At 35.7% G+C, this 22365-nt stretch carries 16 protein-coding genes; 9 read left to right on the forward strand and 7 right to left on the reverse strand.

From position 1 onward, the window contains the following. Positions 1-4 precede the first annotated feature (4 nt). From GTH25_RS08980 to GTH25_RS08990, 3 genes are read right to left on the reverse strand one after another with little or no spacing between them, the layout of a single operon-like run. Positions 5-877, reverse strand: a complete 873-nt coding sequence (locus GTH25_RS08980) for a dimethyl sulfoxide reductase anchor subunit family protein (protein ID WP_159242044.1) — start codon at positions 875-877, stop codon at positions 5-7. Then, a complete protein-coding gene (locus GTH25_RS08985; protein ID WP_075673640.1) occupies positions 874-1503 on the reverse strand; it encodes a DMSO/selenate family reductase complex B subunit in 630 nt (209 codons plus the stop codon). The genes GTH25_RS08980 and GTH25_RS08985 overlap by 4 nt, the downstream gene beginning before the upstream one ends. Further along, complete coding sequence (locus tag GTH25_RS08990) at positions 1500-3890, reverse strand: DMSO/selenate family reductase complex A subunit (protein ID WP_164530507.1); 2391 nt, start codon at positions 3888-3890, stop codon at positions 1500-1502. The genes GTH25_RS08985 and GTH25_RS08990 overlap by 4 nt, the downstream gene beginning before the upstream one ends. Positions 3891-4462: 572 nt before the next feature. On the opposite strand from GTH25_RS08990, the gene GTH25_RS08995 reads away from it, so the two are divergent. Together GTH25_RS08995 and uspE are read left to right on the forward strand one after the other, a co-directional pair. Next, positions 4463-5221: a fumarate/nitrate reduction transcriptional regulator Fnr gene (locus GTH25_RS08995; protein ID WP_036912995.1), complete on the forward strand. Its 759-nt coding sequence runs from the start codon at positions 4463-4465 to the stop codon at positions 5219-5221. A gap of 141 nt (positions 5222-5362) precedes the next feature. Further along, positions 5363-6313, forward strand: coding sequence for a universal stress protein UspE (gene uspE, locus GTH25_RS09000; RefSeq protein WP_075673642.1), 951 nt, complete (start codon positions 5363-5365; stop codon positions 6311-6313). Positions 6314-6383: 70 nt separating this feature from the next. Here the strand turns inward: uspE and pntB are convergent, their stop codons facing one another. After that, positions 6384-7772 carry a Re/Si-specific NAD(P)(+) transhydrogenase subunit beta gene (gene pntB / locus GTH25_RS09005; protein ID WP_075673643.1) on the reverse strand — a complete coding sequence of 463 codons (1389 nt, stop codon included), beginning with the start codon at positions 7770-7772 and terminating at the stop codon, positions 6384-6386. 11 nt (positions 7773-7783) lie between these two features. Beyond that, the gene (gene pntA / locus GTH25_RS09010; protein WP_075673644.1) at positions 7784-9313 is read right to left on the reverse strand and encodes a Re/Si-specific NAD(P)(+) transhydrogenase subunit alpha; all 1530 of its coding nucleotides are present in this window, start codon (positions 9311-9313) and stop codon (positions 7784-7786) included. 386 nt (positions 9314-9699) lie between these two features. On the opposite strand from pntA, the gene ydgH reads away from it, so the two are divergent. Then, the gene (ydgH, locus tag GTH25_RS09015; protein ID WP_075673645.1) at positions 9700-10653 is read left to right on the forward strand and encodes a DUF1471 family protein YdgH; all 954 of its coding nucleotides are present in this window, start codon (positions 9700-9702) and stop codon (positions 10651-10653) included. Positions 10654-10920: 267 nt separating this feature from the next. After that, positions 10921-12315, forward strand: coding sequence for a basic amino acid/polyamine antiporter (locus GTH25_RS09020; RefSeq protein ID WP_099660373.1), 1395 nt, complete (start codon positions 10921-10923; stop codon positions 12313-12315). Positions 12316-12572: 257 nt separating this feature from the next. On the opposite strand, the gene hrpA is transcribed toward GTH25_RS09020, so the two are convergent. Further along, entirely contained in the window at positions 12573-16469 is a 3897-nt protein-coding gene (gene hrpA, locus GTH25_RS09025) for an ATP-dependent RNA helicase HrpA (RefSeq protein ID WP_164530508.1), read from the reverse strand. Between the two features lie 233 nt (positions 16470-16702). Here hrpA and GTH25_RS09030 point away from each other — a divergent pair, with 233 nt between their 5' ends. The 5 genes from GTH25_RS09030 to GTH25_RS09050 all read left to right on the forward strand — a co-directional run bounded on the left by GTH25_RS09030 (position 16703) and on the right by GTH25_RS09050 (position 21941). Then, entirely contained in the window at positions 16703-17326 is a 624-nt protein-coding gene (locus GTH25_RS09030; protein WP_075673648.1) for an FMN-dependent NADH-azoreductase, read from the forward strand. Positions 17327-17683: 357 nt separating this feature from the next. Then, complete coding sequence (locus tag GTH25_RS09035; RefSeq protein ID WP_164530509.1) at positions 17684-18232, forward strand: fimbrial protein; 549 nt, start codon at positions 17684-17686, stop codon at positions 18230-18232. 76 nt (positions 18233-18308) lie between these two features. Next, positions 18309-19004, forward strand: a complete 696-nt coding sequence (locus GTH25_RS09040) for a fimbrial biogenesis chaperone (protein ID WP_164530510.1) — start codon at positions 18309-18311, stop codon at positions 19002-19004. Continuing rightward, positions 18994-21363 carry a fimbria/pilus outer membrane usher protein gene (locus GTH25_RS09045; RefSeq protein ID WP_164530511.1) on the forward strand — a complete coding sequence of 790 codons (2370 nt, stop codon included), beginning with the start codon at positions 18994-18996 and terminating at the stop codon, positions 21361-21363. Before GTH25_RS09040 ends, GTH25_RS09045 begins: the two co-directional genes overlap by 11 nt. Positions 21364-21389: 26 nt before the next feature. Beyond that, positions 21390-21941, forward strand: coding sequence for a fimbrial protein (locus tag GTH25_RS09050; RefSeq protein WP_099660368.1), 552 nt, complete (start codon positions 21390-21392; stop codon positions 21939-21941). An 82-nt stretch (positions 21942-22023) separates the two neighbouring features. Here the strand turns inward: GTH25_RS09050 and GTH25_RS09055 are convergent, their stop codons facing one another. Continuing rightward, the gene (locus tag GTH25_RS09055) at positions 22024-22356 is read right to left on the reverse strand and encodes a YdbL family probable chaperone protein (protein WP_075671127.1); all 333 of its coding nucleotides are present in this window, start codon (positions 22354-22356) and stop codon (positions 22024-22026) included. Positions 22357-22365 lie beyond the last annotated feature (9 nt).

Genomic DNA, 22365 nt, shown 5'->3' on the forward strand with positions numbered 1-22365 from the left:
TCCACTACTTAACAATAAAGAATGCAAAACGATTAAGAATTTCTGCAATTAGTATTATTGCGCTACTCGCTAATATCATACGCAATCCTGAAGTAAATACAGCATTGCGATATTTCCATACGCTGTATCCCATCATTAAAATACCAAGAACTGACATAAGCCATGCAGATATTCTTAATCCGAATGTTTCATTATACGCAATGATAGGCGTATGAGGGAACGTTATTGCATCATTTGTTGAAATGACTGCTGTCATCCATTCCAAATAGAACGGCTGTACAGCCATACGTATTGTTACCGCAAGGAAAACAACGACTAATGCACTTATTACAACCTTTTTTGCTAATTCATCATTCACAAATGCTTTAACACGAAATGCGGTTATTGATAGTGCAATAACCGCACCTGCTGCAAATAATGCACCTATAAACATAAAATAGGTATTTGCATGCATCCATGTCAGCATTGAGGTGTTGTAATACAATGATGCCATACAGAATATATCGATGATGCCAAGTAAACCAATAATTGCCAGTATGGTTCTATTCATATGCCCTTTTATCAAAATAACTAAGGTATAAAGACATAAGGCACCAAGATAAACTGCAGCAAATATGATTTCACGACTTAGCCATGATGAAGAGATATGGCGTAACGCATGAAAAGCATTCCATGGATATCCCATGTGTAAAGTTGAAGCTAATAATCCTAAGCAACCTAAAATAGTGGCTGTTAATAATACAGGACGCATAGCAACAGTTGCTCTTTGATTACCAATTTCTTTTTCTAACCAGCAAAAATAAAGTGCGGTAAAGATTGTCACACCCACAGAACTTTGGACGAACAAAGTAAAGGTAACTAATGGCCATTCACTCATGCTTTAACTCCTCCCTTTTTCGTCGCTCCGGTATGAGGTTTGATAACTAAATTCGGATTGGTCATCGTAAAATCGGGTAATCCTTGAACTTGGTTTAAATGCCCATACTTCGCTCTTAGATCTTTAATTTTGCCAAACTTAATTGCATTTAACGGACAGGTATCAACACAAATTGGATTTTTGCCTTCGGCTAATAAATCGATACAAAAATCGCATTTTGACATTTGTCCAGTTTCTTCATTCATTTGTGGTGCGCCGTAAGGACATGACCAAGCACAATATCCACAACCAACACATTTAGAGGTATCCACACGAACAATGCCATCACCTTCACGCTTATGCATTGCGGTAGTTGGGCAATTTTTCACACAGACAGGTGAATCGCAATGATTACAAGATATGGTTAATGTATAAGCAAAAACATTATTAACCAGGCCGCCTTGTCCTGTTGGTGCAAAGCCACCGCCTTTTACTTCATAAATACGGCGAAAACGGCGTCCTACTTCCAAGTTATTTTTGTCTTTGCATGCTACTTGGCAAGCTTTGCAACCAGAGCAACGAGAGGAATCAATAAAGAAACCGAGCTGTTCATCACTCACCGATGCATATTCTTTAAAGTCACTCATGCTTTGGCTACCTCAACTAAAACGGTTAAATGCGAGTTACCATGGGCTAATGGTGTCATTCGTGTTGATGTTAAAACATTAGGACATCCACCATGATCAACACCATTTTCATCAGGTGTCCACCATGCACCAGCTTGCAATCCAACCACGCCAGGAATAATACGTTGTGTAACCAATGCTGGGATTTGAGTTATTCCTCTGTCGTTATAGATACGCACCATATCGCCATTTTTGATACCTCTATTTTCAGCATCAATTGGATTTATCCATGCTTCTTGACGTTGTGCTTCTTGTAACCAAGGATTTGCATATTGTGTTGAGTTTGCACGATTTTTTCCTTTCCAAGTTAGCATTTGCAAGGGATATTTTGCTGTTAACTTATCTTCAGGGCCTTCAATAGCAGGTACATAATGAGATAAAGCCGGAATATCTGGATTATTCATGTCATAAAGGCGCTTAGAAAAAATCTCAATTTTTCCTGATGGCGTTGGGAATGGGTTATTCGCAAAGTCATTGATATTTTCTTCAAAGGCAACAAAAGGTTCATCTTTGAAAAGATAACGACGTGTTTTTACTAGCTCTTCAAAATTAGGGAAGTCAGGTCTATCTTTGAAACGCTCTTTATTGGTATCAACAAGATGCGCTATCCACTCTTTTTCACTTCGACCTTCAGTAAACGCCTCTTTTACTCCCATTTTTTCTGCTACGTCTGTTATCCACTCATAATCAGAACGACGCTCAAAAGCCGGCTCAACCACTTTTTCAGATAGAAGAAAATAGTTACCCGTTCCCCAAGTATTACCAATGTTCCAACGTTCTAGAAAACTGGTTTCAGGTAAAACTAGATCGGCATATTTTGCAGATGGAGAGAGATATAAGTCACTAGCAACAATAAATTCAACTTTTGAATCATCAGCTAATAATTTAGCTGCTGCATTTACATCTGGGTTTTGGTTTACTAAATAGTTACCTGCTAAAGAAAATATCATTTTAATATTGGTATCGAGTTTATCAACACCTAAAAGACCATCTTCAACACGTACTTGGCTTGCATCATCAACCGCTTGCATCCAATTCATAATGGAAATTTGCGCTTTAATTGGGTTCTTCCCAACATTCGGGCCACGCATAGATTGACGATTACCAATACCGCCGTAACCTGCCGCCCATGCCCCTTTTTTACCTACATTTCCAGTAATTGCAGCAAGTAATGTTGAACCACGAGCACTACGCTCACCACAAATATGGCGTTGAGGCCCCCAACCTTGAATTAAGGCTGCTGGTTTTGTCATGGCATATTCGCGTGCCAGTTGACGAATGGTATTTGCGGGTACTCGAGTGATTTTCTCTGCCCATTCAGGTGTTTTTTCTATTCCATCTTTTTGACCTGTTAAATAAGCCACTAAGGACTCATTAGCAGGAACACCTTCTGGCATATGTTCTTCATCAAAACCAACGACATATTTATCAATAAAAGGTTTGTCATGAAGGTTTTCCGTGACAATGACATACATCATTGCATCCATTAAGGCATTATCTGTTGTTGGTAAAAGAGGGATCCATTGGTCAGCAAGAGATTGAGCCGTATCTGAATAACGAGGATCAACCACAATAAACTTGGTCCCCTTATTTTTCATTTTTTGAAAATAATGGTTTGTATGACCAAAAATAGTTTCATTAGGGTTATGACCCCATAAAATCACTAGTGGTGTATCTTCAAGTGTATCGAGTGAACTGCCTGTTTTGGATATACCGTAAGTATAAGGGGTCACTTTGACCGTATTCCCTAAACTAACAGAGTGATAATAAGGTAAGTATCCACCTGTTAAATTGAAGAGTTTCTTCATCATGGTATCACCAGAGAAGATCCCCCCTGTGACAGCGGTATTGACGGTTAAGAAACGGCTTGCTGCACCATATTTTTCGGTTAAACGTGTAATATTTTCTGCAATAAGCGTTGTGGCTTCATCCCATGAAATGCGTTCAAATTTACCTTCACCACGTTTACCCACGCGTTTCATTGGGTATTTTAGTCTGTCTGCATGATAAGAAAATTTACGATAACCTCTGCCACGCACGCACGCTCTCATAATAGGCATTGATTCATCTAGTTCATTATCAGGTCTTGTTGTGATCCGAGTGACAATCCCTTCTTTTATATGGGCGCGAATATCGCACTTACCACCACAGTCAAAAGTACTACATGTTGCTACAACGGTAGCTGGATTTCCGTCCATTTTTGCAATAGGTAAACTTTCATCTACATTAGCTTGTGCATTTCGTGCGAAAAATGGCACCGTAACTAATGCAGCACTCGTTTGAACAAAGTGGCGACGACTTAGTGACATCACCCCTTTGTTTTTTTCGCTTTTTTCTATTTTTTTCATTAGCTTATCATTCTCACATAACAACTTTCATCAGTAAAAATGATAGGATATAGTGGTAAACCCTCATTGATGTACATCAATACCACTAAAGAGGTAATAGAATGTTTCAATATTTCACACTTCTTTGCAGATCCCCCACTTTTTATAAGGAAAAGCTAATTCAAGGTAGCATTAAGTTGTATCAAAAATACATCTAGTTAACTTTACCTAATTTTTTGTTATAAAAATAAAGAGTTATGTAAAAAAAACACGGATTTAAGGTAAAGCCGTAAATAAAATGTCAATACAAAGATAGAAAATATTGAAGCGCCTCTTCATTTTTGGCTTTTGACAAGGATAATTTAGTAATAGCACTATGACTTCGTTAGAAAATCGAATAATATACCAATTGAGTATAGGGTTAGCGCAAATTGTTCTAAATAGACCTTTAGGCAAAACATTGTTTTTATCAAGATACATGTTTTGTTACATTCAGAATTATTTCCACACGTATCGTTATTCCCCTTACTAATTACTGCAATATGTGTTAAAATTGACGCATATCAATATTTTTATTTGTAATGAGCAAGCTTATGATCCCAGAAAAACGCGTCGTTCGCCGAATCCAATCTGGCGGTTGTGCAATCCATTGTCAGGATTGCAGTATTAGCCAGCTCTGCATCCCGTTTACTTTAAACGAGCATGAGCTTGATCAACTCGATAATATTATCGAGCGTAAAAAGCCCATCCAGAAAGGTCAAACCTTGTTTAAAGCAGGTGATGAGCTGAAATCACTTTATGCCATACGTTCCGGTACAATTAAAAGTTATACCATTACGGAAGAAGGCGACGAGCAAATAACAGGATTTCATCTTGCTGGTGATTTGGTTGGCTTTGACGCCATTATTAATACTGAACACCCAAGTTTCGCACAAGCGTTAGAAACGTCTATGGTTTGTGAAATTCCATTCGAAACTTTGGATGACCTGTCAGGCAAAATGCCTAACTTACGTCAACAAATGATGCGCCTAATGAGTGGTGAAATCAAAGGTGACCAAGAGATGATCTTACTGCTCTCGAAAAAGAATGCAGAAGAACGTTTGGCTGCTTTTATTTATAACCTCTCTCGCCGTTTCGCACAGCGTGGTTTTTCTCCTCGTGAATTCCGTTTAACCATGACTCGTGGTGATATCGGTAATTACTTAGGTTTAACCGTTGAAACAATTAGCCGCTTACTTGGTCGCTTCCAGAAAAGTGGCATGTTAAGTGTTAAAGGTAAATACATTACTATCGAAGATAGTACACTGTTAAGTGAACTTGCAGGCAAGCTTCCTTCATCAGTTGAAGTTTAATCTGTTACATTTCACACGCTAATTTTATAACGGGGCACACAAATTTGTGTCCCGTTTTCTATTTTATGCTATTGCATTTTATCTTCTTGGGTTATCTTTAAATTGTAGATGGATAAATCCAGCCCTAAAGAGGATATTACAATGGAAAAATATCAAAACCTTCTCGTTGTCATTGATCCTAACCAAGATGACCAACCAGCACTTCGTCGTGCTGTCTATATCGTTCAGCGTAATGGTGGGCGGATAAAAGCTTTTCTACCTGTTTATGATCTCTCTTATGACATGACAACTCTTTTATCTCCCGATGAACGCAATGCAATGCGTAAAGGTGTTATCAGCCAAAAGGCGGCTTGGATCAAACAACAAGCACGCTATTACCTTGAGGCCGGTATAGAAATTGATATCAAAGTCATTTGGCATAATCGCCCTTATGAAGCAATTATTGAAGAAGTCGTTGCACATCAACATGACTTACTGATTAAAATGGCTCACCAACATGATAAATTAGGTTCGCTTATTTTTACCCCTCTTGATTGGCAATTGCTTAGAAAATGCCCTTCTCCTGTTTGGATGGTCAAAGATAAAGAGTGGCCTGAATACGGTACTATCGTTGTCGCCGCAAATTTATCAAATGAAGAATCTTATCATGACGCGCTTAATCTAAAACTGATTGAGCTAACAACCGACTTATCTCATCGTATACAAAAAGATCCTGATGTCCATTTACTTAGCGCCTACCCTGTTGCGCCTATTAATATTGCGATTGAGTTACCTGATTTTGATCCAAATCTTTATAACAATGCATTACGTGGTCAGCATCTTATTGCGATGAAAGAGCTACGCCAGAAATTCTGTATCCCAGAAGAGAAAACACATGTTATAGAAGGATTGCCTGAGCAAGTGATCCCTCAAGTTTGTGAAGAGTTAAATGCTGGGATTGTTGTTTTGGGTATATTAGGAAGAACTGGCCTATCTGCTGCATTCTTAGGTAATACAGCAGAACAGCTTATTGACCACATTAAGTGTGATTTGTTAGCTATTAAACCGGATGGTTTTACCTGCCCTATTACTGTTGATAGCGATCACCAGTAATTGTTAAAGTATCCATTAAAAAAGCCAGTCAAGAATCGACTGGCTTTTTACTATTCGCTATTTGTATCTACTACAGCGCTTTTAAAATTGCATCAACACTGGCTTTAGCATCGCCAAACAACATTTGTGTATTCTCTTTAAAAAACAGCGGATTTTGAACCCCTGCATAACCTGTATTCATTGAGCGTTTAAACACAATAACATTCTGCGCTTTCCACACTTCTAATACTGGCATCCCTGCAATTGGGCTGTTTGGATCATCTTGTGCCGCTGGGTTTACTGTATCGTTAGCACCAATAACTAAAACCGTATCAGTGTCAGAGAAATCATCATTAATCTCATCCATTTCTAATACAACGTCATAAGGTACTTTAGCTTCTGCTAACAACACATTCATATGGCCCGGTAAACGCCCTGCTACTGGGTGAATACCAAAACGCACTTTCACACCACGTTGGCGTAATTTTTCAGTAATATCATGTACTGGGTATTGTGCTTGGGCAACCGCCATTCCATAACCCGGGGTGATAATAACTGATGTGGAATTTTTCAGCATATCAGCCACTTCTTCAGCAGTTGTTTCGCGGTACTCACCCATTTCACCTTCTTCTGTTGAAGCTGAGCCATCAGTACCAAATCCACCGGCTATTACGCTAATAAAAGAGCGATTCATCGCCTTACACATAATATAAGAAAGGATTGCACCTGAAGAACCCACTAATGCACCTGTTACAATCAACAGATCATTACTTAACATAAAGCCCGCAGCAGCAGCTGCCCATCCAGAGTAAGAGTTCAGCATCGAAACAACTACTGGCATATCCGCACCACCAATTGATGCAACTAAATGCCAACCAAACGCCAAAGCAATTACAGTCATTACGATGATTAAGAAAACTTGTAAACCAACACTATCAGTTTTAACAAACCAAACCATCAGTAAGAAAGAAACAACTAAAGCTGCAAGGTTTAATTTATGGCGATTAGGCAACATCATCGGTTTAGATGACATTTTTCCACTTAATTTACCATAAGCGACAATTGAACCCGTAAATGTAACAGCACCAATGAAGATCCCTAAAAAGACTTCTGTTAGGTGAATATTCACCATTACAGGATCCATTGCTGTATTGTGGTCAAGATAACTGTTAAAACCGACTAAAACCGCCGCTAAACCTACAAAACTGTGTAAGATAGCGACTAATTCTGGCATCTGAGTCATTTCGACTTTTTTAGCTAAACGAATACCAATAACGGCACCGATTACCATTGCAATAATGATCCAACCCACATTACCAGCATAAGGCCCGAAAATGGTTGCGAACAGTGCAATTGCCATCCCTGCAATACCAAAATAGTTACCTTGTTTAGAGGTTTCATGCTTTGATAAGCCGGCAAGGCTGAAAATAAATAATATCGCGGCGACAATATATGCCGCTGTAACAACTCCGCTGGACATAATTGTCTCCCTTATCCTTTACGGAACATTTTCAACATACGTTGAGTAACAGTAAATCCACCAAAAATATTAATACTCGCAATCAATATTGCGATAAACGAAAATAGGCTAACCCAGCCACCACTACCAATTTGGAGTAAAGCACCGACGACGATAATGCCTGAAATTGCGTTTGTAACTGACATTAATGGTGTATGTAATGAATGACTCACATTCCAAACAACGTAATAACCTACAACACAAGAAAGTGCGAATACCGTAAAGTGAGATAAAAACTCTTTCGGCGCAACATTTGCAAGCCATGCAAACAATAAGAAAGCTATCGCTAATAAACTGTATTTCTTCCAAGGTGAAACTGGTTTAGCAACGGGTTTTTCTTGTGGTTTTGCAGCGGGAGCTGCTTTAGGTTGTGCTGAAACTTGAATTGGTGGCGCAGGCCATGTTACTTCACCAGCACGAATAACAGTCACACCACGAATAACAACATCATCAAAATCGATATTGATATTACCGTCTTTTTCTTTACACAATAATTTCAGTAGGTTAACTAAGTTAGTACCATAAAGCTGAGATGACTGTGCAGGTAAACGAGCGGCTAAGTCAGTGTAACCAATGATTTTTACGCCATGTTCTGTCGTAAAGATTTCATTAGGCACGGTATATTCACAGTTACCACCATTTTGAGCGGCAAGATCAACTACAACGCTTCCTGGCTTCATTGAATCGACCATCTCTTTCGTAATTAAACGAGGAGCGGGTTTTCCCGGAATTAATGCCGTTGTAATGATGATATCAACATCTTTTGCCTGTTCTGCAAATAATGCCATTTCAGCATCAATAAATGCTTTTGACATTACCTTAGCGTAACCATCACCACTGCCTGCTTCTTCTTTAAAATCAAGCTCAAGGAATTCGGCTCCCATGCTTTGAACTTGTTCTTTCACTTCAGGACGAGTATCAAATGCACGAACAATAGCGCCGAGGCTTCCTGCTGCACCAATCGCAGCAAGGCCTGCAACACCAGCACCAATAACCATCACTTTAGCTGGTGGTACTTTACCTGCTGCAGTAATTTGCCCAGTAAAGAATCTGCCAAATTCATGAGCAGCTTCTACAACAGCACGGTAACCAGCAATATTTGCCATTGAACTTAACGCATCAAGGGATTGTGCACGAGAAATACGTGGCACACTATCCATTGCCATAACGTTAATATTCTTTTCAGCTAACTTTTCGAGCAATGTTGCATTTTGAGCAGGCCAAATAAAACTCACCAGTGTTGCGCCATCTTGTAGCAACGCTATTTCATTATCCAACGGTGCATTTACCTTCAAAATAATGTCTGATTCCCAAACATTTTGAAGAGCGAGGATCTCGGCACCAGCTTCCTCATAAGCTTTATCTTCAAAGCTTGAGGCAATGCCCGCACCATTTTCAACTGCGACTGTAAATCCTAATTTTATGAGTTGAGTCACTGTAGCTGGTGTAGCTGCAACCCTTGTTTCATTAGAAAGTCGCTCTTTGGGTATACCAATTCGCATAATTTTCCCTTCTTATCCATAGAGATCTGTTAAAACTTCTCCGTTAACTTCACATTCATGCAAAAAAAATGTTAAAAATAATAATATTCATGTCATTAATCGGAGCTCTAATAACCTACTGAAAATAAAACCAATAATCTATATCTGTGTAAAGCTAAAATTGAACTTAATTGGATCATTTTAGTCGAAAAGGCATATTTATGAATTATTCACTATATTCAGGTAAATATCTGGTAACATATACTGGTCATTTGACTCTGTGGTGATTCGCTAAATAAAATAATGCGACAAATGCTATTATTACATGTAATAATTAATCCCTATGTGATAAACCACGACGTTCAGCACATGACCAATATTAATTGCGCAAGGCGGAAGGATTTTGTATGAAGCTGAAAACCTCAGTCATCGCAGCAGCGATGTTGTCTTTAACTAATATCACTGTTGCGCAGGCTGCTCAGGAATTAACACCCGAACAAGCTGCAGAACTAAAACCATTTGAAAGAATTACAGTTATCGGTCGTTTTAACGCTATTTATGAAGCCGCTGATGCGGTATCTCGTCGTGCGGATAAAGTCGGTGCTGATAGTTTCTATATTCAAGGTCTAGATGATATTAGTGATAGTGGCAACATGAGTGTTACTGCGGATCTATACCATAAAGATGCACCAAAAGCAGATCAAGAAAGCTATCGTGTTTTTCATGGCGTGAAAGAGCTACCAAAACCTGAAGCAATTCTGCTACAACCATTTGATACGGTTTCTATCCGTGGTTATTTCCCTACAACCCCTGATATTAACGACGCAATTGCAAAAGCGGCAGCCAAAAAAGATGCAGCATCATTCTTTATTGTTCGTAACGTATCAACGAATGATGGTGGTAACCAAGAAGTAACAGCTTATATCTACAAAAAAGATGCGCCTAAACGTGCGATTCAAGCACCAGAGGCTGTTGTTCCTTATGATTCAGATGCCGGTCGCGCACTTATTGCAGAAGGCGGAGCCGCTGCCAATAAAGTTGAGAAACCAGGCCTTGCATCAAACACTGATTTTGATAGAAGTGTAGGTACCTTTGCTGAAACGCAAAGTTCTGGTGCAAGTGGTCGTTACACTGTAACTTTACCAGATGGCACTGAAATTCAAGAAGTTAACAAAGCAGCTGCTGCATTAATGGATCCTTTTGATACCATTACTTTTAGTGGATACTTTGTAAACTCACCAGAAATCTCGTATCAGGTTGCTAAGCGTGCAGCAGCAAAAGGCGCTAAGTTCTACCATATTACCAATGAATGGCAAAGTGATGGTGGTACAGTCACTATTACGGCTGACCTATTCAAGTAATAAAAAATTTCCTATTGATAAAAACCTTGCAGATGCAAGGTTTTTTTTTATGCAAAATTTAATCAATCAGACATCATTTTTGTAAAAGTGAATAATTTTTATGATTTAATGCATAGACAACCAAGTCAACTCTCCGTAAAATCTCGCTGTTTTTTAGTGTTTTTATCTTTATTTAAATTTGAGATATTCATATTTATTCTATTTACTTACCAAAAAACAAGAAAATACGCTATTTATTTACAATTTTAATCATGTAGGTAATTATCCTTGAATAAGAAACTTGGCTTAATATCACTCACCGCATTAGTATTAAGCTCAATGGTTGGTGCAGGTGTATTCAGTTTGCCTCAAAATATGGCCGAAGTTGCCAGCCCTGCCGCATTAATTATTGGCTGGGTGATAACAGGTATTGGTATCCTCTTTCTTGCTACATCTTTATTACTCCTCTCTCGCCTTCGACCTGATCTTGATGGTGGTATTTTTACCTATGCGAAAGAAGGATTTGGTGAGTTCATTGGTTTTTGTTCAGCATGGGGTTATTGGGTTTGTGCTGTCGTTGCTAACGTTTCTTATCTTGTTATTGTCTTTGCTGCCTTTAGTTTTTTTACAGACACACCAGAAAACGTTATTTTTGGCGATGGAAATACATGGCAAGCATTAATTGGTGAATCAATCTTACTTTGGGTTGTTCATTTTCTTGTTTTACGGGGTGTTCAAACTGCAGCCAGTATTAATTTAATGGCAACAATGGCAAAGCTACTTCCTTTAGGATTATTTGTTATTGTCGCCCTATTAGCCTTCAATATGGATATATTTACCCTTGATTTTAAAGGTGTAAATATGGGTGTTCCAGTTTGGGATCAAGTCAAAAATACCATGCTGATTACGCTGTGGGTATTTATTGGTATTGAAGGCGCAGTTGTTGTTTCCGCAAGAGCTAAAAACCGTCGTGATGTTGGTTTAGCAACAGTGCTTGCCGTTGTCATTGCATTGATTATCTATATTCTTGTGACTTTGTTATCACAAGGTTTAGTTACCCAAGCAGAATTGGCGGCGATGAAAAACCCATCAATGGCACCACTACTTGTTCAACTTATTGGTAGCATGGGCGAGATAATTATTGCAGCAGGTCTTATTCTTTCTGTGTGTGGTGCTTATTTAAGCTGGACAATTATGGCCGCGGAAGTACCGTATATTGCAGCACTACATCACTCTTTCCCGAAACAATTAGGAAAGCAGAATAAAAATGATGCTCCATCGGCTTCGTTATGGTTTACCAACTGTGCTGTTCAATTCTCTTTAGTTTTAATTTGGCTGACAGGAAGTAACTACAACACATTACTGACTATTGCATCAGAGATGATCCTTGTTCCTTACTTCCTCGTAGGTGCATTTTTATTTAAAGTAGCAATTGCTCGCAGTAGTCGTGCTTTATTGTTAATTGCCATACCGGCAAGTTTATATGGTTTATGGTTACTTTATGCATCCGGAGTCATTAATTTATTACTCTCTGTTGTTCTGTATGCACCAGGTATTCTGATGTTTTTATATACACGCAAACAGTATAAAGATAAAAAACCGCTACTCTTAAGTGAGAAAATTCTGTTAGCTCTTGTCTTATTGGGCGCCATTCCAGCATTGGGTTACTTAACTATTTACTAAAGATAATCTGAGGGGTACTGAAAAAACAGTACCTCTCTACCTCTCTACCTCTCTTCTCTTCTTTTCAAAAGCAATTTCACTTAAGTCAAAAAAATTTCCTGCTAAGCTGTTATTTTTTACACAAATGGTTAGATGCGTATAAATCAAGAAACATATAGTATGTTGTAACTAATATATTGATAACTATTAATTAGCAAGGTAATAAAAAACCCACGAGAAGCATAAATTCCCGTGGGTCTAAATATGTAATAGGTTGATTAATTAAAACTAATTTGTTCCATCGCTTGCAATATGCGTTTATCTGATATTGGATATGGAGTCCCTATCTGTTGAGCAAATAGGCTTACTCTTAGCTCTTCTATCATCCAACGAATATTTTGCACTTCTTCTTGCTGCTTTTGTTTCTCGGTTAGTTTACCTAACCACTGTTGCCACTGCTGAATAACATTTTCAACTCGACTCATTTGCACCCGATCGCGATTAGGATCAATAGCTAGTTTTTCCATTCGTTTTTCAATTGCACTCAAATAACGAGGAATATCCGCAAGGCGTTTCCATCCATGAGAGGTAACAAAACCAGGAAAAACTAACTGGCCAAGTTGAGCTTTAATATCAGATAATGCAAAAGCAACGCTAATATCCACCCGCCCTTTTAAACGCTTATTGATAGCAAATACTTGAGTTAAAATCGCTTCAACTTGTTTTGCTATTTCAACCACAGCATCGTTTAGTTCAGCTCTGACATATTCTTGTAGCTTTTGATATTCATCTTCTTGCCAAATTAAACCACCATAAGACGACATCAGTTTATCAACACCACAAGCAATACAATCATCAATCAACTCCAACACTTTGCCATAAGGGTTAAAGTAAAGGCCAAGTTTTGCTTTATTAGGTAATTTTTCATGCAGATATTTAATAGGTGACGGAATATTTAATAATAATAATCGTCTTACCCCTTCCCACATTGAAGCTTGCTGTTCAGATTCTGTTTCAAAAAGCTTAATACCCACACTGTTTTTTTCATCCACAAGTGCAGGATAAGCTTTCACTGAATAGCCACCCCGTTTTTGCTCATAACGCTGAGGCAAATCACCAAAACTCCAAATATGTAAATCTTGTTGTTCAATACCATCATCGGCGACTGCTGATAATGTTTCTTGCACTTTTTCCTTTAAGTTCTCTTTTAATTTATTGAGATCTTTACTTTCTGCCAGTGTTTTATTTTTTTCGCCAACAACACGGAATGTCATTTTTAAGTGATCAGCGACTTGGTCAAGCTGCCAGCTTTCTCTATCGATAGTCACTCCTGTCATACGGCGCAACTCTTTTTCAAGCCTATCGAGTAAATCACCTTCAACTTGAGGTACACGCTCTAAAAATGCAGAAGCATAATTAGGTGCTGGTACAAAATTACGACGGATAGGTTTTGGTAGTGACTTAATTAAAGCCACAATCAATTCATGGCGAATACCTGGAATTTGCCAGTCAAAACCTTCGTCTTTCACCTGATTCAAAATAGGTAATGGAATATGAACAGTGACACCATCAGCCGCAGTACCCGGTTCGAATTGATAGGTTAAGCGTAATTTTAAATTATCTTGATGCCAATAATTTGGATAATCTAGTGCGCTAACACGTTTAGCATCATCTTTGATAAGCATACTTTTTTCAAAGTTAAGCAGATCAGGTGATGCCTTTTGTGCCTCTTTCCACCATTTATCAAAATGACGAGACGAAACGACATCCTGAGGTATCCGTTGATCGTAGAACGTAAACATTGTTTCATCATCGACAAGAATGTCTCGACGACGAGATTTATGCTCTAACTCTTCAACTTCTGTACGTAATTTTAAATTGTCACGGAAAAATGCATGCCGAGTTTGCCAATCTCCTTCCACTAACGCATGGCGGATAAAAAGCTCACGACATAAAAGAGGATCAATTTGACTGTAATTAATAGGCCGAGAAGCAACAATCGGTAAACCATACAGGGTGACTTTTTCATTAGCCATTACAGCGCCTTGCGCCTTTGACCAATGAGGTTCGCTATATTGATGTTTCACCAAATGTTCAGCGATAGGTTCTATCCATTCAGGTTCAACGCGTGCCGCAATTCTTCCCCATAGACGAGATGTCTCGACTAGCTCTGCCACCATTGTCCATTTTGGTGGTTTTTTAAATAAACCTGACCCCGGATAAATAGAAAAACGGGCATTTCTTCCGCCTGTGAATTCTTGTTTATCTGCATCTTTTTGCCCAATATGGGATAACAAGCCACTTAACAACGCAACGTGAATACTTCTAAAATCAGCAGGCTCACTATTAACAGGGAACCCTAACTCTTTAACAACTTGTCGCAACTGTGTATAAACATCTTGCCATTCCCTTACTCGCATAAAGTTTAAGAATTCTTGGCGACACAATTTCCTAAATTGAGATTGACTCAACTCTTTTTGCTGAGTTTTTAAATAATCCCACATATTTAAAAAAGATAAGAAATCAGAGTCTTTATCTTGGAAGCGTCGGTGCTTTTCATCAGAAGCTTGCTGTTTATCCATCGGTCTTTCGCGCGGATCTTGAATTGAAAGTGCAGATGTAATGACCATCAACTCTTTCACTGCGCCATATTTGCGCGCTTCAAGTACCATTCTCGCTAAACGAGGATCGATAGGAAGTTGTGCAAGTTGTTTCCCCATAGGAGTTAAACGATAAGCACCATTGTGGTCAGTTTCGTTTTGTAACGCGCCTAGTTCTTCTAATAAACGAACACCATCTTGAATATTGCGTTTGTCCGGTGGTTGCACAAATGGGAAAGCACTAATATCACCTAACCCTATCGACGTCATTTGCAAAATAACAGATGCAAGGTTAGTCCTTAATATTTCAGGATCAGTAAATTCAGAGCGAGCAATAAAATCATCTTCTGAATAAAGACGAATACAAATACCGTCAGAAACACGACCACAACGCCCTTTTCTTTGATTTGCTGAAGCCTGAGAAATAGGTTCAATTGGAAGCCGTTGTACTTTAGTACGATAACTATAACGGCTAACACGGGCAAAACCGGTATCAATGACGTACTTAATACCAGGTACAGTTAATGACGTTTCTGCGACGTTAGTCGCTAAAATAATACGTCTACCGTTATGAGGATGAAATATTCGATTCTGTTCACTGTTAGATAAACGGGCAAATAAAGGTAATACTTCCGTATGGCGAAGTTGTAATTTATTCAACGCATCAGCAGTGTCGCGAATTTCGCGCTCACCACTCATAAAAATAAGAATATCACCCGCACTTTCTCTGCTTAATTCATCAATAGCATCAACAATACCATCAGTCATATCCTTATCACTATCGAGTTCGTCGCCACCAATAGGACGATATCTGACTTCAACAGGATAAGTTCGACCTGATACCTCAATAATAGGTGCTTGATTAAAATGTTTAGAAAAACGTTCAGGATCGATAGTTGCAGAGGTAATAATAACTTTTAAATCAGGGCGTTTAGGTAATAACTGTTTTAAATAACCAAGAATAAAGTCGATATTTAAACTGCGCTCATGGGCCTCATCAATAATGATAGTGTCATATTGAAGTAACAGCTTATCTTGCTGTAATTCTGCCAATAAAATACCATCTGTCATTAACTTGACAAGAGTATTATCGCCAACATGATCACTAAAGCGAACCTTATAACCTACAGATCCTCCTAACGTACTTTTTAACTCATGAGCAATACGTTCAGCTACTGACCGTGCAGCCAAACGGCGAGGCTGAGTATGACCAATAAAACCTTTGATCCCTCGTCCTAGCTCAAGACAGATTTTAGGGATCTGTGTTGTTTTACCTGAGCCAGTTTCTCCTGCAATAATAACGACTTGGTTATCTCTTATTGCATTATAGATGGCATCTTTCTTTTGGCTGACAGGAAGGTTTTCTGGGTAAGTAATTTCAGGACAATTGGCACGACGGCGAATTATCATCTGTTGTGCTGTTGTAATATCGCCTTTAATTGCACTTAATACCGCTTGTTTAGACTCTTCATTATTAATTTTAGCGACGCCACGTAGACGTTTTCTTAATCGTTGCTGCTCCCGCAACGATAATTGCTCTATTTCTTGATAGAGCGTGGCAGATGATAATGTCACCTTTTATTATCCTTTATGAGGTTATTCTAATCAAAACTAATGCTCGTATGATATCACAACCGGCTATTGGCACATAAAGGCTTGATTAAATTTATTAGTATATAATTTCATATAATCAATAATTTTGAATAGCATATTCAAAGGATTGTGATGTGATATTTTAAAGTTCGGGTAAACTACTACCAACTAATAAATTTAAATAAATAGAACATTTTATAGACCACGAGAAAATAATGAAAAAGATCCTTGTACTGAAATCCAGTATTTTAGATAGCTATTCGCACAGTAATAAAATGGCGGATTACTTAATTGAAAATTGGCAAAGTAATCATAAAGATGACTTGGTTACAATACGTGACCTCGCTAAAAATCCAGTGCCAACTTTAGACCAAGCAACACTATTTGCTTTTGGCAAAGAAACTGCAATGCTATCGGATGAACAAAAAGCAGTCAGAGCATTATCAGATGAGTTAATTAGTGAATTAAAAGCTCACGATATGATAGTGATTACTGCACCAATGTATAACTTTTCAATTTCAGCTCAATTAAAACATTATATTGATTTTATCGCTCGCGCTGGTGAAACGTTTAAATATACTGAAGCGGGTTCTGTTGGCTTGCTTGAAAATAAACAAGCGATTGTATTAACTAGTCGTGGTGGTGTTCATAAAGATCAACCTTCTGATCTTATTGTTCCATTCCTAAAACAATTTTTAGCTTTTATCGGTATCAATGACGTACAGTTTATTATGGCTGAAGGTACCGCATATGGTGAAGAATACGCACAGCAATCTCACCTACAAGCACAAAAAGAAATTGATGCTGTTATTAACTCAAGAAGTATTACAGTAAAATAATAATTTATATTCTTCTTAAAGCACCTACTTTAGGTGCTTTTTTTATATCTAAATTTTATACTTCATCAAATACAAAGATATGCTAATTCTTCTTTTATAAAAAAATCTTTTCTAATTTATAATTTAAAAACCTTAATAGCAAGAAAAACTACATTTAATCAAATTTTCAAAGTAATAATAAAATATAGATTATTTTAATAACCATATTTTATTGTTTGTTTTTTCATTCATATTATAAATAAATATTCATATAAAAAACCAATTTGATTTATCAGAACCAAATTAATAAGATTTCATCTCTTTAAGCAATATTGAAGTAATTAAATAATCTTCTTAATTCAATAAATGGAACTTACGATGAAAAAAAACATACTCTCATTATTTATTCTATCTACTACTCTTTTTTCAACTCAATCAAATGCTATTGAATATATAGAAAAAAATGTAGGAACAATAACAATAAATGGTTCTGTTACGCCAATTCCAAGATGTCAACTAGATGAAATACAACCCATTGAGTTACCGCCTGTTCAAGCAAATAATTTTGGTGATGATCATATTGCCAACACTCCAGCTCAACCCCTTTCGATTCAATTTACTAACTGTGCCGAAAACATTAATAGTATACAATTACAAATACCTCAACAAACTAAACGACTTTTAAAAAATTTGGCTGATAACGGTAGCAATGTTGATATTGCAATTTTTGATGCTGATAAAAACATTATTGAATTAAACAATGAAAAACCTAAGGAATTTAAATCAAATATAAATAAAGAAGATCACAGCGCACAATTCTTATTTGACGTTAACTATATGAAACCTAATGACATAGATGCGACACCAGGTGCGGTATCATCCACTTTAACTTTTGATATTATATATAGTGATATTGCTGTAGATTAAATTCCATAAATCAACAAAGCTGGTATACCAGCTTTGTTTTAATATTTATACTTTCTACTTAAATTAGAAAAAGAATATGTTTAAAAAATTTAAATTTCTCACCTTATTTTTTATCTTTCCTACATATAGTCAATCATCAATAGAAATAAATAAAGATAAATTTATTTTTATTGAAAGCATCAATCAAGAAATCATTGAAATAAAGAATAAAACAGATAATGATTATTTTATACAAAGCTGGATTACACATTATGATAAAGAAAATAGTAATAAAATTCCTTTTATGGTAACCCCACCTCTTTTTAAAATAGAAAAAGATGAAAACTTTTCTTTAAAAATATTTAAAATAGATAAAATAAAAGAAGAAGACAGAGAAGCATTATATAGAATAAACATTAAAAGAATACCAATCCTATTAAACTCCGACAGCAATAAAAATATGTTACATGTTTCTGTAAATTCCGTATACAACTTAATATATAGACCTGTGTCAATAGAAAAAGATGCAAAAGATGCTTATAAAAAAATTGAGTTTTTAAAAAATAAAAACAATGAGTTTATTATAAACAATCCTACACCTTATTTTATTACTCTATCTTCAATTTCTTATGATGATATTTTAACAATTACTGAAAGTAAAACGCTCCCTCCCTTTAAAAAATATAATACAAAAAAAGAAATTTCGGGAAACGGGATCGTAAAATGGAAAATATTTAATCAATATGGTATAGAAACAGAGGCAGTAGATAAGGAAGTTATTAATGATTATTAATCATATGAAAATAAAAATAGCATTTTTTATTTTAATTTCTATTTATAACAAACATAGTATAGCTCAAGATAGCTCACTCTCTATTTATGCTCATTCATTTTCTAACATTGATAAAGAAACGATTAAACAATTACTTGAAAACAAAAAACCTGAAGGTTTTTATCATTCTATAATTCATATCAACAATAGAAAAAAAACAACAAAACTTCTTTACTTTAAAAGTATAGACAATAAGTTAACTCCTTGTCTCTCTGTTAATGATTTAATTTCTCTTGGTATTAATATTGATTTTTATTCAATAAAAAAAGAATATCAAGATATAATTCCTTTAAGTGAACATTCAATTAATTTTAAATACTCTTTTTCAAATCAAAATTTAAATTTAATTATTCCACAAAAAGCATTAATAAAAAAAGAAAATTATATTACTGATAAAAAAGATTGGGATAATGGGATCACTGCATTATTTAGTCAATATTCCTATTCAATTAAACATCATCAAAATAAAGTGCTAGATCAAAAATTGAATTTACAAACAGGCCTTAATTTTAATGCTTGGCGTATACGCAGTCAGAACAGCTTTTATTGGAATAAAAACCGTTATCAATCAAAGCTTTCATCAATATACACCTATCGTCAAATTAATTCTTTTTCTGCTCTTTTTTATGGAGGTAAATTTTCACCCACAACACGAATATTACCAACTGATAAAATAATTGGCTTTCAATTAATATCCAATAATTTAATTTCAAGTAATAATCTTTATGCTAACAAACCTATTATTGAAGGAATTGCTGATACTGAAGCTCAAGTAGTGATTAAACAAGGTGACAAAGTTATTTATGAAAGTACCGTTCCCCCAGGTCCTTTTATTATAAATTCATTACCTATTTTAGGAAGTGAGAAACTCAGTTTAGAAGTTAAAGAAGCAGATGGAAGAATAAAAATATCAACACATTATTTCACATCATTGCCTAATCAACTAAATAAAGGTAGTTATCAATATAATTTTATTTCCGGTACATTAGCCAAGAATAGCCATAAAGAAAATTCTATTTTTCTTTTAAGTGAGTTTTCATATGGTATTAGTCAAAAGATCACCTCATATAGCGCAATAAAAAAACGATATGACCATATGAATTATCTATCTGGCCTATCTCTTGATTTAAGTATATTGGGTGGTTTAGCAACAGATCTAAGTTATGAAAATAGCAGAGATAAATTAAAGTATCAATTTCGTTATCAAAAAAGCATGTCAAAAACACAAACTTACTTTACTTCTGGAATATCTTTTTATCACTATTTAGATAATTTTCAAAAAAAAGACAACGTTAAAAGAAATTATTCTGTTTCTATATCACAAAACATTAATGACTTAGGTTATCTTTCTTTTCAGTATCACGAAAAAACATATGAAAATACATCTAAAAAATTTGAGTTAGGCACTTCTTTTTCATCTTCAATAAATAAAATAAATTATAACCTTAAATATGACTTTAAAAAAAACAAATCTATTTTTGATCACGCCTTCTCGCTCAATCTCCATATGCCATTAGGTAATAATAGTGATGACTATCATTGGTTTAATAATCAAACAAATTATCAAAATAAGAAAAAAAATTATATCAACACGACCAACATTGGGGGGGCTCTGCTTAATTATAATTTAGGATATTCAGTAAATTATCAACACGCTTATAATGGAAAAAGAAAATCCAACCATTTTTCTATAAATACCCGTTATCAAAACAACTATCAATCTTACACATTTAATGTAAACAAAATGGAAGATAGTTATAATTACAATGCTTCTATTAATGGAGGTATTGTCTTTCATTCTAGTGGTATTACTCTTACTCCTCGTTTAGGTAGAACATTTGCACTGATTAACACTCAAGGAATATCTGGAATTAAAACGTCATTTTCAACAAAAGCAAAAACAGATATTTTGGGAAACCTAATTTTAAATAACATAACGCCTTACCGAATAAATAATATTAAATTAAATGCAACGACATTACCTCAACAAGCAGAAGCCGAAATTTATAGCAAAAATATTATTCCCACATTAGGCGCAGTATCTAAAATAACTTTCCCAATAAAAATTGGTTATCGTGTTATTTTTAAATCAACAACCCCTCTTCCCTTTGCATCGACAGTCACTGCATTCGATAAAAACAGTAATATTATTTCTCATGGATTAGTATCGGAAAATAATATTATTTTTCTTTCTGGTATTACAGAGAATGGATTAGTAAAAGTGAAATGGGGAGAAGATAAGCAGTGTCAATTTAATTATGAAATTGATGATAATGAAAAGAATACCACACTAATAAAAAAAGAAATCAATTGTATTTAAACTAAGTTATCTCTATTAAGAAAAATATGAAAAAAAACATCTCTCTCATAATTACGTTACTACTTATCTCTTTTTCACTATCATCAGCACCTAGACGTGGTGATCATGAAATTCCTTTAAGTTGTGATATTGATTATATCTATGAAAACATTAGCGACAAGATTTCTATTAATGAAAATGATTTTTCATCACATGAAGCGGGAACATTAGCCGATATTGATAGCCACATCATTATTATTACTATAAATGACTGTTCTAAAAGCCATGGTGAAGTTCGTTTAAAAATTGAAAATTCAAGTATTGATAATAATACTGGTTATTTAAAAAACCAGATCACTGACGATAGTGCAAGTGCTAATATTGCATTTCAATTATTATACAATGAAGAACAAAGACCACTAGATCTTAATAAAGAGAATGAGTTTGTTGAGGATCTCATTAATGGAGAAGTTGAGTTTTATTTTTTTGCTAATTATGTAAAAAAAGATGATATACCTCCAAAACCCGGTTATATACAATCCGATATTCAGTTTACTATAAAAATAAATGATGATGTTGTTACATTTGACGATAGTTAATGATTGCAATTATAGAAAAGCACGATAACTATTTATAATAGATCGTGCTTTTAATGGAATAAAATACTTATTTAAGGCGTTACTATTTTTTTACCCATTTACCATTAATACCTTTAACAAACTCACCTTCATTCGCTCTTGCGACTAATTTTTCACCTGCAAGTCGAGCCACTGATTCTGGTGTTACTTGGTTAGTTTTAGCAACTTCAATATATTTTGCTTTTCTGGCTTGATTGATTTCATCAACAAGTTGTTGCGCTTGTTTGTTATTTGTCTGCACAAGTTCAATATAACCGCTGAATGTTTCCCCTACTAGCCCTTGTGATCTCGCTTCATCAAGTGTTAATGCGATAGCATTTGTACTGGTTAAAGCTATTATTAGCCCAAAACTTAAGAGATATTTTTTATAATTCATCATTTACCC

It is taken from the genome of Proteus terrae subsp. cibarius (assembly GCF_011045835.1).
GTDB lineage: Bacteria > Pseudomonadota > Gammaproteobacteria > Enterobacterales > Enterobacteriaceae > Proteus > Proteus cibarius.